The sequence below is a fragment of the Delftia sp. DT-2 genome (assembly GCF_028401915.1).
GTDB classification, from domain to species: domain Bacteria; phylum Pseudomonadota; class Gammaproteobacteria; order Burkholderiales; family Burkholderiaceae_C; genus Comamonas; species Comamonas tsuruhatensis.
Map to the genome: position 1 here is coordinate 152,563 of NZ_JAQOTI010000011.1, position 12,935 is coordinate 165,497.

The 12,935-nt window shown below is 65.5% G+C and carries 13 protein-coding genes; 4 read left to right on the forward strand and 9 right to left on the reverse strand.

The features are described from left to right. The first annotated feature begins 541 nt into the window (after nt 1-541). Nucleotides 542-1,054, forward strand: coding sequence for a hypothetical protein (locus PO605_RS20860; RefSeq protein ID WP_272206815.1), 513 nt, complete (start codon nt 542-544; stop codon nt 1,052-1,054). Here PO605_RS20860 and PO605_RS20865 read toward each other — a convergent pair. From PO605_RS20865 to PO605_RS20905, 9 genes are all read right to left on the reverse strand, one after another. Then, nucleotides 1,051-2,550 carry a hypothetical protein gene (locus PO605_RS20865; protein ID WP_272206816.1) on the reverse strand — a complete coding sequence of 500 codons (1,500 nt, stop codon included), beginning with the start codon at nt 2,548-2,550 and terminating at the stop codon, nt 1,051-1,053. The genes PO605_RS20860 and PO605_RS20865 overlap by 4 nt on opposite strands. Before the next feature lie 140 nt (nt 2,551-2,690). Then, nucleotides 2,691-3,362: a phage adaptor protein gene (locus PO605_RS20870; RefSeq protein ID WP_272206817.1), complete on the reverse strand. Its 672-nt coding sequence runs from the start codon at nt 3,360-3,362 to the stop codon at nt 2,691-2,693. Between the two features lies 1 nt (nt 3,363). Beyond that, nucleotides 3,364-3,822: a hypothetical protein gene (locus tag PO605_RS20875; protein WP_272206818.1), complete on the reverse strand. Its 459-nt coding sequence runs from the start codon at nt 3,820-3,822 to the stop codon at nt 3,364-3,366. A 76-nt stretch (nt 3,823-3,898) separates the two neighbouring features. Further along, a complete protein-coding gene (locus PO605_RS20880) occupies nt 3,899-4,375 on the reverse strand; it encodes a hypothetical protein (protein WP_272206819.1) in 477 nt (158 codons plus the stop codon). A 73-nt stretch (nt 4,376-4,448) separates the two neighbouring features. Next, complete coding sequence (locus PO605_RS20885) at nt 4,449-5,741, reverse strand: phage capsid family protein (protein WP_272206820.1); 1,293 nt, start codon at nt 5,739-5,741, stop codon at nt 4,449-4,451. 70 nt (nt 5,742-5,811) lie between these two features. Continuing rightward, nucleotides 5,812-6,912: a hypothetical protein gene (locus PO605_RS20890; RefSeq protein ID WP_272206821.1), complete on the reverse strand. Its 1,101-nt coding sequence runs from the start codon at nt 6,910-6,912 to the stop codon at nt 5,812-5,814. 220 nt (nt 6,913-7,132) lie between these two features. Further along, the gene (locus PO605_RS20895; protein ID WP_272206822.1) at nt 7,133-9,397 is read right to left on the reverse strand and encodes a portal protein; all 2,265 of its coding nucleotides are present in this window, start codon (nt 9,395-9,397) and stop codon (nt 7,133-7,135) included. A 9-nt stretch (nt 9,398-9,406) separates the two neighbouring features. After that, nucleotides 9,407-11,017 carry a terminase gene (locus tag PO605_RS20900; protein ID WP_238002570.1) on the reverse strand — a complete coding sequence of 537 codons (1,611 nt, stop codon included), beginning with the start codon at nt 11,015-11,017 and terminating at the stop codon, nt 9,407-9,409. Nucleotides 11,018-11,021: 4 nt separating this feature from the next. Continuing rightward, nucleotides 11,022-11,993 (reverse strand): terminase small subunit, encoded by a 972-nt coding sequence (locus PO605_RS20905; RefSeq protein WP_272206823.1) that lies wholly within the window; start codon nt 11,991-11,993, stop codon nt 11,022-11,024. Between the two features lie 100 nt (nt 11,994-12,093). Here PO605_RS20905 and PO605_RS20910 point away from each other — a divergent pair, with 100 nt between their 5' ends. The 3 genes from PO605_RS20910 (at nt 12,094) to PO605_RS20920 (ending at nt 12,903) form a co-directional block, all read left to right on the forward strand. After that, entirely contained in the window at nt 12,094-12,300 is a 207-nt protein-coding gene (locus PO605_RS20910; RefSeq protein WP_244387975.1) for a helix-turn-helix domain-containing protein, read from the forward strand. 121 nt (nt 12,301-12,421) lie between these two features. Then, nucleotides 12,422-12,676, forward strand: coding sequence for a hypothetical protein (locus PO605_RS20915; protein ID WP_272206824.1), 255 nt, complete (start codon nt 12,422-12,424; stop codon nt 12,674-12,676). Further along, nucleotides 12,673-12,903 carry a hypothetical protein gene (locus PO605_RS20920; protein ID WP_272206825.1) on the forward strand — a complete coding sequence of 77 codons (231 nt, stop codon included), beginning with the start codon at nt 12,673-12,675 and terminating at the stop codon, nt 12,901-12,903. Before PO605_RS20915 ends, PO605_RS20920 begins: the two co-directional genes overlap by 4 nt. Nucleotides 12,904-12,935: the final 32 nt, after the last annotated feature.

Sequence of the window (12,935 nt, forward strand, 5' to 3'; positions counted from 1 at the left end):
GCAAGCATTCTCATAGTAGTTCGGGCGTCAACCCAAAGACAAACAGTCTGCGACCCATGCCCATTGAGCCAGCTGCGCAAATTCAGTTCGCGCCATGCGCACAGAGTTCTGGTATGCATCGCGATGACGGTCGCACGCCGCCGAGCAAATGAACCGCTCGAAGGCTTTGGAGCAGGGTGTCGCCTAGTACCTCGTAGTCGCGCAACAAACCCGACAAGGACGCAACTCCATCGGCGCAACTCCTGCCGACGAAAGCAAAAAATTGCCCACTGCATAGAGGCGCCTGCCACTACTGATGTTGCTTCTACCCCCAACCTATTCGCAATAGAGCTACGGGACAATCCCTGCAGCTTGTTGCCGCCTGAATCCCGAGGCGACTGCTTTTTTAGCGAATGCGGACGCACCTTGTTGAAGTGCTCAAAGAGCCTCAGTCAATTGCACCAGTGCCGCCCAGGCGTCACGCAGGTTCGCGTGCTCCACACAGTCGCTCACGAAGGCTTTTGAGTGAGGCCTGATACAGTCCCGCCAACAGGAGGGAACCATGGGATCTTTCAGCGCCATTCACTGGCTCATCGCACTGCTTGTCATCGCGCCCGTTGCGGCCCTGATGGTCGTTCCGGCTTGGCGCATCCTGCAGCGATCAGGACACAGCGGAGCATGGGCACTGCTCATGCTTGTGCCCGTGCTCGGCTTCGTTGTGCTGTGGGTGCTGGCCTTCTCGAAGTGGCCAAACGACAAGGATGGGAAGACCAACACCAGCGTTCCCGGGATCATCCTGGGCCTAGTGCTGGTGCCGCTGTCCATCGGATCGGTGGTGGCGCTGTCTTCTGCGGGGATCCGCGTGGCGGGACCAATTGGCGAAACGTCGGCGCAGCGGCAGCGCACACCCTCGGGTCTGCAGTTTGACCCTTCCACGGCACGCCCCGTGACACCTATTGACGAAGCTACGCCACCCGCTGTCGACATGGATCGCGGCCACGTACAGCAACCAAGGACCATGACTTACGAAGAGGCCTACGGCCTGCCTCCTGCTTCCTCAGCAAGTAAGAACTAGCCCATCCTCTCGAAGGCTGTCCCGTTCCACCGGAGCTGCCCCGATGGCGTGGTGTAAACCTGCCCAGACACGAGGCTTTCTTTGGACGGCGGCATGCCCCCAGCGCCGGCATCGCCCCCCACAAACTGCCCGGTCTGGTTGTTCAGCACCCTGGCCGGCACATTTCGCATGGTCTTCGCAGCGTCGCTCCATTCCTGTCCGCCCGGGACAACGGTGAAACGGTTGGTGGGCTCTGCATCCCCCCGAATCGCACGCATGGACTGCTGAGCCTGCTGCTTCTGCTGGGGCGTGGCATTGGGATCGAGGAGCGTATTGCGCAGTTGCTCTTCCTGGCGTTGGGCCCGGGTCTTGAAACCGCGCGCTTCGGCCTCGCCCTGCAGGCGCTGCTGCTCGATGCCCAAGCGCATGCCTGTGCGCCCGGTTTCGCCGGCCTGCTGCATGGCCTCGCGCTGCAGGCCGCCGGATTGCTGCATGTCTTCTCGCATGAGGCCTGCGTTCTGGCGCATGGTCTCGGCGTCCAGTCCTGGCTGGGCCTGGCGCAGCGCCGAGTCGGTCTGCAGGGCGGCCTGGTAGGCGGCCACGGCCGGTGGCGGGCCGGACTGAGCGCCACCGCCGCGGAAGCGGGCCATGCCGGCTGCCGCGAACTCGGGCCGGTTCATGATGCTGCTTGCGCCGGTTTCCAGGTTCTGGAGGTCTTTGCGTGCCTGCCAGTCGTTGCCGGAGTGGGCGATGGTTGGTGCTCGGTAGCCCGGGAAGCCCAGGCGGGGCTGCTCCACCTCGGTGCGCTGGCCTGGCGTGAAGCCGCGTGCCGTGTACTGGCTGGCCAGGTTCTCGCCGGCCGCGTCGTTGCGCCGCGAGGGCAAGCCGCGCGGTTCGTTGCCCAGCGCCGCGCCCTGTGCGCTGTCGGCGAAGCTGTTGCCCTGTCGGAAGATGCCGGGCTGGACTTCCTGCGGCGCGGCCGAACTGGGTGGGCCCATGGTGCTGCCGGCGGGAGGCGTGGCCTGCGGCGTTGCAACTGAGCTTGCTGGAGCCGTGGAGCGCGCGGGGCTCGCCATCGTGGAGGCGGCAGCAGGTGCTGCGGCTGCGGCGGCACCGCCCCCGATCCCGGCGCCGACCGCAAGCCCGCGCGCGGCGTTTGTTCCGGAGTTGATGGCGCCGCTGATTGCCCCACCCGTGCGCGCGAGGGCAGACGCACTGCCGCCCAGCGCACCAGGCACGGCATTGGCCAGGTTCGACACATTGCGGCCCAGCTCGGTATTCATGGGATTGGACTGCGAGCCGTCTGGAGTCGGCGCCTTGGGGTAGCCGCCCAGCGGGATCTGGTCCTCAGGCGCACCACCGTTGGCGAAGAACACCTTGGGCTTGAAGCCGCGCGGCACGAATGCCTGCTCGGGCGCTGGTGTGTGGGTGGCATCGACGGCGGCCTGCAGCGCGCCAGCGCCGCCCATGGCGTGCACGGTATCGGGCGGCAAGACGAACTCACCCGGTTTCACCATGGCGGGGATGGAGTCGGGCGCCTGGTTCTGGGCCTCAGCAACAGCCGCGGCCTTGCTCCGCGGGCGGAAACCCAGTCGCGGCTGCTCTGCCGCCTGCGCTTCTCGCCGACCTGGTTGAAAGCCGAACATGATGGCTCTCCTCAAAGAATGATGGATTCGGTGACGTGAGGCTGGTCCTCACGGGTTTGCCGGCGCAAGTCGGAGTCGGGCCGGCGCCCAAAGTACCGAGTGAACTCAGCCTCTGCTGCTGCCGCGCGCGTCGGGTCGAAACCATCCGCGTCTGGCTGCGAGAAAGCACGGTGCAGGGCCCAGAGCACCAGCTTTTCATGGCTGAAGGCATGGATCTCGGGCGACTCTCCCGAGCTGCACATGGGTCGCAGCGGAAGGCGGTAGCCCTCCAACACCAGACGCCCGTCGCGCGGCGGCGCCGGCACGAGTCGGATGGATCGTTCGCCCTGCACAGCCCAGCGCATGCAATCAAGACGCTTGTGGCGCCACCCTGGCTGATGGCGGTCCAGCCATTCCGTGGAAATCAGCGTCAACTCCTGTGGTTCCCGCGCGCCGTCGATCTCGTAGGCGAGATAGGTGATCTCGTACAGGGCGGGGTGCAGAGGATAGGTGGCCTGACCTTCCTTCACCGGCACATGGCAGACTTGAGGGCGCTCTACTTCCAACAGAAGCCGGCCGCGCACCGCCGCTTCAGCCACGGCCTCGTTCAGCCAGGCTGTCACCAGTTCCTCGCCCCAAAGGTAGGGCTTCACGCAGTCTTTGGAGTCGGCGCGGAAGCGGTTGATCAGATCCTGGAGCGTCATATCAGCGTGCTCCGAACTGCTCGATCAGGTTGGCCACCTCGGCGCGCATCTTGGCCTCACCCTTGCGCGCGTCGAGCTTGACCTCGTACTTGGCAGCGTATTCGGCCAGGGCGCCCTTGTCCATGCCCTCGATAGTCAGGAGCATGGACTCTGTGGCCGCGCGCTCTTCCAGCTGCAACTGGTCCGCCTGCTGCTGGGCGGCGTGCGCTTGCTGGAGCGCAGCATCGTCCTGCTGGTCCGACGTGTCGGGCTGCTGCGCCTGCTGACCCTGCTGGGCCTCCAGCTGCAGCTGGTCCGCCTGCTGCTGGGTTGCCGGCGCGCGGCTGAACTCCACGAAGCGCAGCAGCTTGCGCGCGACGGCCTCGGGCACCAGCTTGGTGTCGCCAGGCTGCCAATGGGTGGCCGCCAGACGGTCGTGATAGGGCTTCTTGCCCGTGTATTCCAGCTTGTCGAATTTCATGATTCGCTCCGTTCATGTGAAACAAGCCGGACAGGCCGGCTTGCTGCATGGTTCATCGCCGCGAGCGCGGCTTCGATCAGGCCACGCCTTCGGGGACGCCCAGCACCACCAAGTCCAGCGCGCTGGCCTTGGCGTTGTCCGCGCCGCCCACGGTCAGGATCAGGTACGCATCCTTGGGCAGCGTGATGACCGGATTGGCGGTGGCGTTGCGCAGACGCGCCGTGGCGGCCAGGTTCACGCCAGCGCCGAAGTAGTCGTCGTCCTGCGGCACGGCCGGCACATCCACGCCGTCGGCATACTCGAAGCCGATCTTGGCAGTGACGGATGCCGTCATGCCAACGGCAACGACGACCAGGCTGTCGATCAGCTTGAAGCCAGCGGGCAGCAGGCCCAGGCGGATCTTTGTGCCCTGAATGGCGGGCGTCAGGATGTCGCCGCCCAGGGCCGCGCCGGCCGCATTGGTGGCCAGGGTGTAATGCAGGGCGCTCAGGTTGCCCCACGGCGTCGCGCCGAGGCGATTGCTGGCGGACTGCACTTTGGTGATGGTTGCCATGTTGGCCTCCGATGAAATGGTGAAGAACTCAGCGGAGGACAGGCGATCAGCCGACCGCCCGCCCTGGGGCGCGTCAGTTGCGCTCGCCGATGATGCGCACAGCCGTGTCGATGGCCGTCGCGCCGTGGTCGGTGAAGTGCTTCTTGCCGTTGCCCTGCGACACCAGCCAGCGGATCTTGAAAACGCCCATGATGGCGCCGATCAGCAGCTCCAGCTTGTCGCCGTGGTCGAAGTCCTTCTCAGACCAGAAGAACGGCATGCCACCGTGCTTGGACTTGCCGAAGGCCTGGGCCAGCGACTGGCCGCCCAGCAGGATCGCGCGGTCCACCGCATGGGTGGTGCCGAACGAGGCAGGGACGATGCAGGTGCTTTCCGTCTCGGTCTCGTAGGAAGCGCAGTAGCGGACAGTGTCGCCAGCATAGAAGCGGATGGGCTTGGGCATTTTGCAGATCAAGATGCCGTTCCACAGGCCCACTTCACCCAGAAACAGGGGGTGGTTGTTGGCCTTGGACGCGCGCGCCAGGGCGTTCGCCTGGAACTGGCGGAAGCCGGGGTCCTGGGCGAATGCGTGGTACTGCGCGGGGGAGACCAGCAGCACACGCAGCGGCGAATCCTCGGCCACCTTGTCCTCGGGGATCTTGATGGCGGGCGGCGGCAGAGGGATCGATTCCATCGTCGTGCGAATGCTGTCCACCACATCCATGCCGAGCACGTCGGTGGATGCAATGTCCAGCTCGCCCGCGTTGGCGGCCACGGTCTTGATGGCATCGCCGTCTGCGACGAAGTGACGATTGCGGGTAGGCGCCTTCACTTCATTGATGGCAAATTCCGCGAACTGCGGGTGAGCCTCGGTCGGCAGACGCCATTCGATGTTGTCGTGGAAGCCGCGCGCGCCGGCCAAGTGGGTCAGCATCAGCTGGTCTTGGTAGCCGTTCATCAGCGACAGCGCGATGGGCCGGCCGATGCGGCGGAATTCCACGGGGGAATTCATGTCGGTCATCGTGTCGCCGATATCCACGGGGAAGCGGACCTGGTTCACGCGCACGCGGCCGTTGTCCACCTCGATGCCCGTGCCCTTGCCCTCGGCCATGCGGCTGCCCATGATGGGATAGGCATTGGTGGGCTGCACGAAGTGGAACTCCACCTCGGAGCCCTTGCCACGCGTCAGGTCCACCGTTCGCACGATGGGCATGTCGGTGGAGGTCTGCTTGCTCAGCACGGCGCTGACGTGAGCCTCGCCCTGGGGGACGGTGCCCACCATGCGGTTCAGCGTCGAATTGCGCTGCATGGACTGAGCGAACAGCCCGGCAGCCTGGACGAATTGGGCATTCGGCGAACCGGTTGCCACATTGGTTTTTCCGGACATATGTCCTCCGTCTTGGGGAGAGGGCTGCCTCATCACGAGGTGGCCCGGGTTTCAAAAAATATTCAGCGGTTCACGCCAAGCTGTTCATCAAGGCATCGATCTTTGCCGGTGACATACCGCTCATCACGTTGAGCAGCGCCGCGGGGTTGTTGGCCAGTGCCTGCGCGCGCTCCGCTTCACTGGCACCAGCAGCCGCGCCCGTCAGTTCGGACAGACTCACCGGCACGGCCTGCTCTGCATCAGCTTTCGCCTTTGCCACGGCCGCGTCCACGGCATTGGCAGGAGCGGCCGGGCTGGCTGCGGGAGAAGCGGCGGGCTTGGCACCCTTGAAGGTGCTGAAGACTTCCACAATCTCGGCGGCGGATCCGTTCTGCAGGACATTGGCCACGGCTGCGCGCGCGAAAGCAGGCTGGGCATCCACCCACTGCTTGAACTCGGCAGAGTCGGCAATTTCGTCCGCGTCCGCGTGGGCCGCATAGATCGCGTTGTCGTGCGCCTGCCGGGCGCTGACCTGTTCACGCTGCTGCAGCGGCTGCATCGCCTGGGCCAGTCGTGCGTCCACCAGTGCTGCGGCACGCTGGTCCACCAACGCAGCCACGCCCTTGGCGATGCCCTCCTCCGAGAAGTCGCCGAAAAGGGCCATGTCCACGCCTTGTGAGGCGGCGGCCTGGGCAATGGCCAAGTTCTTGTCAGCCGAAGTTGCCGCCGCGCCCGCTTGCTCGCGAGCCGAGGCATCCGCCTGGGCCTGTGCGAGGTTGGTTTGCTGACTGCGGGTCAACTGGTCGATCTGAGCCTTCAAGGTGGCGTTCTCGCTCTCCAGCGAATCGCCGCGCGCCTTGAACTGGTCGCGCTCGGTGCGAGCTTGAGCCAGCTTCTCAAACGGGATCGTGTAGCTGCCCGACTTGCTGGCAATAGGCGCGCCGGCCGGCTCGTCATCCTGAGCGGGCGCCGCGCCTGCAGCAGGTGCAGGAGCCGGGGTTGCTGCAGCAGCGGGTGCAGCGGCAGGAGCGGGAGAAGGCGCTGCAGCAGTTTGCTCAGCGCCAGGGGTGGCGGTTGCGGGAGCAGCAGTGCTCGCGGCGTTGCTGGCTTCGGCGGTCTTGGTCGCGTCCGCGTCCAGATCCAGTTGTCCTGCAAAGGCGGATTCGAGCAGTTGCTCAGGGGTCATCGGCATGTAGGTGCTCCACATCCCCGGCTATCCGGCCGGGCCTGTTTGAAGGGGCACGCAGATTCGAGGATCAGGCCGGGGCCGAAGCCCCGACCATCACGCTCTCCAGCTGCGGGAGGTGCCGACCCATCACGGGCAGGCTTCTCGTCTCTGGCTTTCGCCTTCAACGTGGAACACAGTGTCAGGCCGCGCGCGCGCAGCATCCAACTCTGGACGGAGTGAGCCGCTATAGGTTGTCGGCAGGGGTGGCCGTCTCGATCCCCTGCATGCCGCGCGCCGGCTCCTGAGGGATTGGCGGGAATGCGGGGCTGGTGTTCTCGCGCACCTGGGCGATGTCGCCGGCCGCGCCCGGACCGCCAGACTGCGGCGCTGGGCCGCCGGCCGCAACGCCAGGCACAGGAAAGTCCGGGTCGTCGCCGCCTGGATTGGGCTTCTGGTAGCCAGCGCCCTGCATGATGGCGTCGGCAATGGGCGCGATGGCAGGATTCATGGCTACCTGGGCCCCGCCCTGCATCGCCGAGAAGGCGGCCTGCACGCCTACCTGCACAGCGTCGGCCATCACCTTCTTGATCTGGGCGTCCGTCATGCGCTCCTTCATTTCCAGCTCGCGCGCCTTCAACTCGTGGCCGGCCTTCAACAGCGCGGCCTGCACCTCCTGCTGCACCCGCTGCTCGATCTGCTCCGGCGTCTGCTGGCCCGATGCTGCGCGGATGGCCTCCACCACCTGCTTCTTGCGGGGCAGATCCATCAGGTCAATCAGGAATGGCAGCGCAACCACCTGGATATGCTCAGGCAGGGACTTCACCGCCTCGGACAGCGAGCTGAGCTGCTGGCCTCGGAAGCTGCTGGTGCTCGGCACGTCCTCCAGAGCGACCTTCATGCGCGTGCGCAGCACATCGTTGGACCGATAGGCCAAGCCTGTGTCGGGGTCCTCTTCGGCCTTGTTCAGCACCACGGTGCGCGGTGGGTTGAGCACGTCGCCCTCGATCACGATGGTCTGCTCCTCGTCGCCCATGTCCTCGATGATCAGCGACATCAGCAACTCGCCCACCATCGTGCGCCCGTCCTTGGTGTTGTCCATCAAGTCAGCCATGCCGATCTGGGACTGCTCCACCTGGGTGGTTTCCTGCAGTCCGCTGCGCGCGGTGCCGGCCTGGCCCTGCATGGCCGGCGTGACGGGGCTGACACGGCCCAGCGCGCGCCTGCTGTCTTCCATCAACTGGAAGTGCTGTGCATCGAGTTGGAAATCGCGGTGCACCTGAAAGCGCGCGCCCTCCTGCTGCATGTGTTCTGCGTCGAGAACAATGTCTGCGTCAGGCCTGGCCAGTTGCTGACGCAACTGCGCATCGGTCATCGCTGTGGCGCCCTTGGTCCGCTCCACTCGCTGCGAGGCCATGCCCCAGCGCAGCTTTGCCATGGTGCTGTTCAGGTTGTCCTGCGGGAAGAGCATGTCGCGCACCAGGCCGAAGGGCATGCCCGTCTGGTCTTCCCGATAGCCCCAGAACGGCACGTATGGAAAATGCTGGTGCGGGTATGGCGTGGGGCCGTCGTGCAGGCAGATGGGTCCAATCCAGTAGGACCGACGCAGCCGCGTGACGGTCTCGCGCGACAGCGTGCCCGCGCCCGAGGCCACGGCCAGGCGGTGCTGCTGGTTGGACTCGTCGAACTCGACCACGCGGCCGCCGCGCAGGCGCAGCACGAGCGCCGACACCCAGCGCCGGTACCATAGCTCGCACAGGCTGAGCTCGTCGGTCTCCGAGCGATACCAGGCATGCTCGCGCGGCGTCCAGGCGCGGGATACATCCAGGCCCGGCACCAGGCCCGTGGAATAGCCGCCCTCGCCCAGATAGCCGCCGTAGCCGCCAGGGCCAGATGCCGAGTCCGCGCGCATGATCAGCTCGCGGTGCTTGGGGAATGCCGCCGCGACCCGGTCTTTGCGGATGAAGCGCTCCCGAAGCAGCCAGTGGGCGTCGGACAGATCAGCCTCCTGCGCCCGGATGTCCCACCAGATTTCATTGCGGTGCACATACCGGCAGCGGTAGGGGTAGGCGAAGGGATCGCTGGCCCGTGCAACCTCCACCCAGCCAAGGCCCACGCTCACCTGCGGCTTAAACGCATCGCTGATCGCGCGATCTGCCCGGCTGTGGCGCTCTGCCTGGTTCAAGCGGAAGTTGAGCGCATCGGCCACGTCCTGGCCGCCTGGGTCGCCGTCGGGTGTCACGCGCCAGTCCGTCCGCGTCTTGGCCTCGTAGCCGCACACGGCCGCAATCGCCGGGCCGATGATGTTCTCCTTGGCTGGTGGGATACCGAAGCGCTTCATGCGCGCGAGCAGTTCGCTACCGAGCTGGTTGCCATCGGCATAGTCGGCTTCCATGTCGGCTTGGCGGCGCCACGGCGGCTGCTCCAGGATGTCATCGATGATGCGGGCATATTCGTGCGGCGTCAGCGCCGCGCCCAGGTCTGCAGTGCTTGGGGGGGTTGCATAGTTCATGGCAGTGCCTCACGCGCGCCAGTCCGGCGCATCCTCTTCCTCTTCGGGCTCAGCGCGCGCGCCGTACCCATCGTCATTGGGGTTGAAGAGCCCGCTTTCCTTCGCCTGCGCCCACTGCCGCAGCGCGTCCGCGCCTTCCGTGCAGCCGTTGGACTTGTCGGGCTCATCGATGAATTTGTTCAGCGCCCGGCTGAATTTCTTGCTGTAGCCGCGCAGGCGCTCCAGGCCAAAGGCACAGGCTTCCCGGTCGAACCAGGCGCCGCGCAGGTGCTTGCGCACCAGGTTGACGCCCGTCTGCAGCTCGGTGATGCGAGGCACCACCGTGAATTTCTGGCCAGGCATCAGGGCCTGCAGCTGCTGTTTGGTGGATCGGTTGGTGTCGCCCAGGCGCTTGTGATTCGCGTCGTGCGGCAGGAAGTGCGCGCCGAACACGTAGCCGAGGCCCTGCAGGTGGCGCACGTAGTGCCGCAGGTCTTCCTCGTGCTCTTCGTAGTAGTTGATGAAGCGGTCCTCGCCGCGCAGGGACTGCATGAACCAGATGGCCGTGCCGTCCGCGCGCCCGATATCCCAGAACGTGTAGACCGGCAGATCCAGCTCGGGCACCGAGGTGATGCCGCCGCGCTTCGTGAGCGCAACCATGGCCTTGGCGTAATACCGGCCCGCGCTGGACTGCTGGAATGCCTCCGCTGGCGTGGACGGGTACTCCTGCCACATGCGCTCGGGCGCGCCGGGGAAGTCCGCTTCCTGGGTGGCCACATACCAGGCCCGCTGCTCCAGATCGATGGTGCACTGCATCTCGACCTCGACCTGGTCGAAATAGTCGTGCTGCTCGCGCGCGACATGGACCAGGCCCGCGTCCATGCGGTAGTTGGGCTCCTGCCACCACGCGTAGAAGTGGAAGCGATAGTCGCGCGGGCTAAGCTTCTTGTGCGTGTAGTGCAGTGCCTCCGCACGCTGGGACAGGTGGTAGAACTCGCCGTTGGCGCCCTCGGCCGTGCTCTCGATTACCAGGATGCCGGTGGTGGGCACGGCCGGAATGGAGCCGGTCATCACCTCCTTGGCCTTATGCGGGAAGCGCGCCGAGATCTTGCCCAGTTCGGAGACGTGGAGCCGATGGATCGTGCCCGACCGCATGGACGTGGCCACGCGCACGCTGCTGTTGTTGTGGGCGAACAGCAGCTCGACCGCGCTGTCGCGCGCCAGGGGGAAGCGGTCGCGGATCTCCTCGGGCAGGTTCTCGTAGGCGTACTTCACCTTGTCCCGGAAGATGGCCTCGGCCGCCTCGCGGTCGTGCGCGATGATGCCGCAGCGCTGATCCGCATTGAACAGCGCATGGTCCAGCCACAGGATGGCGATCAGCGTGGTGAAGCCCAGTTGCCGCGCCTTCAGGATGATGTTGCGGTGCCAGAGCCGGCTGATGAAACGCTTCTGCGCGCGATTGGGCCGGAAGGGCATGGTGAAGGTGTCAGCCTCTTCCCCATCCTTGGAATCGCCCTTGACCATGATCTTGTACAGGCAGCCGGAGAACAGGCGCCATTCGGGATCACGCAAGCACCGCTCCAGCTCCTCGGGCGTGTCGGGGAGCCGGTTCAGGGGAGCACTGTGGACGCGCGCGGCCACAGCCTCAATCCTCCTCGTCCGCCGGGTCTTGCTTCACCTGCAGCGTGGAGCACGCGCGGGGGCCTGTGCGCTCCGGGTCATCTGCGATGGGCGCGAAGCCGTTGCCGTTCTCCTTGGAGATGCGATGCAGCAGCGCGGCCAGCGGGTCTGACTTCTGCTGGTTGTCCCTCTCGTACATGCCCAGGTACTTCCAGATTTTTTCTGCGAAGGCCTCCTTGCTGTGCGTCAGGACCTGCAGGCCATCTTTCGTACGCTTCACGCCGGCATACAACTGGGCAGCGGCTGGGCTCAGGTAGCGGGTGTCCTTGATGACCTCGCGTGCATATCCATCCCCAACGCATGCAGTGCAGTCCGGGTGCGGCGGCCGGTGGGGGTTGAAACCGATGCCGCCTTCTTCATCGAAATCCTCGGGCGCCTTGCCTTCAGCACGCCATGACTCGCGTGCCTGGTTCATCTCGCTGACGGTGCGCTGGTAGCGGAAGTTCTCCCCCCAGCAATGGCGGCAGCATGCGACCTTGGTCTCGATCAGTTCGCGTGCATCGGCTGTGGCGATCAGCCAAGCCTGCTGCAGCATGGCGTCGGCAGTGATCTGCGTGCGCTCCTGCTGCTGCTTTCGGGCTTCCGCAATCGCGACTTGGATGTGAGGTTTTGACAGGTTCTCAGAGGCGATCTGCCGGGCAGTCTTGGAGCTGTAGCCGGCTCGAATCGCCGCCTGGGTTCCATTCAGGTCCACCAGGAATTCATCGATGAACTTCGACTCCCTCGCGGTCAGCGCCTGGGCATCCGTGCTCTTGATGCGGGCGGCCTTTTTTGCCGGGGCCTTCTTCAATGCGGGTTTCGCGGTCGCGCTCGTAGGCTTCTTGGCCGCTGGGCGCTTCGCAGGAACGGCAGAGCCTGCGGCCTTCTTGGGGGCAGCAGGCTTCTTGGGGAGAGGTTTCTTTGGAGGCTCGGACTTGCCGGCAGGACGTTGGGCCATGGCCGGAAGTGTTCCGGCATGGCCTAGGGCCGTCGAACCCTAGCCGGGGCGCTCCGCGCGACGCGCCACATTGCGCAACAGTTGCGCATAGAATTCCGGCATGACAGCCAAACCCCCCACCGCCCACACAGCCGAAGAAATCACGGAATGGATGCAGCGCAATGGCCTCACGCAGACCGCTGCAGCCGAGGCCCTGGGTATCTCACGCCGCATGCTGCTGTACTACCTGACCGGCGAGAAGCCCGTGCCCCGCACCGTGGCCCTGGCCTGCCTGGGCTGGGAAGTGGAGCGCGCAAACGCGGCTTGAGTGGCTTCTGAAAAAAGGCGTTGACTGCGCAATGATTGCGCATTAATATTGACTCCATGGCAGCACACCGCCGCCAGCGGCGCCTCCCGTCAATGAGGGGCAAACCATAAAAGGATTCCCAATGCGCAAGATTGAAATCATCGAACTCGATGCCAACCTGCTGGCCGACCTCGAAGGCGCCACGCAAGGCTGGGAACTGCACGAGGTGGCCGCTGATGACGCCGATGGCGTGTGGCAGGTGCTGTGGAACGCCGAGTACAACCGGGCCGGCCTGGTCTACGTGGGCAACGGTAGCAACGGCGCCACGCTGTGGACCGATGCCGCATCGCCGGCAGACGCTTATCGCCGCCTGCAGGCGGATGAGCTGTCCGCATGAGCCCCCGGGGCCGCTTGATCGTCACACCAGGAGGCCCCTGGCGGCTGTATCAGCACATTGAGCTGCCGGGCTGGGAAATGCTGGGCACCGTGCAGCGCGGCGGCGATGTGGGCGCCCTGGCGCGCAACACACTTTCGGGACAGCTGTGCATGCTGCGGGGCGGCGCCGCCTCAACGCTGGACCAGCGCAAGGTGCTGGCCGCCTTGCAGACTGCGCGGGCCGTTTGACTCGAAAAAGCCCGCGCGCATCTGGCTTTTTC

Bases quoted from the DNA above. Each gene is read 5' to 3' on its own strand.
- PO605_RS20875 (WP_272206818.1), bottom strand. From the start codon at position 3,822: ATGAAATTCGACAAGCTGGAATACACGGGCAAGAAGCCCTATCACGAC.
- PO605_RS20910 (WP_244387975.1), top strand. From the start codon at position 12,094: ATGACAGCCAAACCCCCCACCGCCCACACAGCCGAAGAAATCACGGAA.
- PO605_RS20895 (WP_272206822.1), bottom strand. From the start codon at position 9,397: ATGAACTATGCAACCCCCCCAAGCACTGCAGACCTGGGCGCGGCGCTG.
- PO605_RS20920 (WP_272206825.1), top strand. From the start codon at position 12,673: ATGAGCCCCCGGGGCCGCTTGATCGTCACACCAGGAGGCCCCTGGCGG.
- PO605_RS20880 (WP_272206819.1), bottom strand. From the start codon at position 4,375: ATGGCAACCATCACCAAAGTGCAGTCCGCCAGCAATCGCCTCGGCGCG.
- PO605_RS20870 (WP_272206817.1), bottom strand. From the start codon at position 3,362: ATGACGCTCCAGGATCTGATCAACCGCTTCCGCGCCGACTCCAAAGAC.
- PO605_RS20890 (WP_272206821.1), bottom strand. From the start codon at position 6,912: ATGCCGATGACCCCTGAGCAACTGCTCGAATCCGCCTTTGCAGGACAA.
- PO605_RS20915 (WP_272206824.1), top strand. From the start codon at position 12,422: ATGCGCAAGATTGAAATCATCGAACTCGATGCCAACCTGCTGGCCGAC.
- PO605_RS20905 (WP_272206823.1), bottom strand. From the start codon at position 11,993: ATGGCCCAACGTCCTGCCGGCAAGTCCGAGCCTCCAAAGAAACCTCTC.
- PO605_RS20860 (WP_272206815.1), top strand. From the start codon at position 542: ATGGGATCTTTCAGCGCCATTCACTGGCTCATCGCACTGCTTGTCATC.
- PO605_RS20885 (WP_272206820.1), bottom strand. From the start codon at position 5,741: ATGTCCGGAAAAACCAATGTGGCAACCGGTTCGCCGAATGCCCAATTC.
- PO605_RS20865 (WP_272206816.1), bottom strand. From the start codon at position 2,550: ATGGTGAAACCGGGTGAGTTCGTCTTGCCGCCCGATACCGTGCACGCC.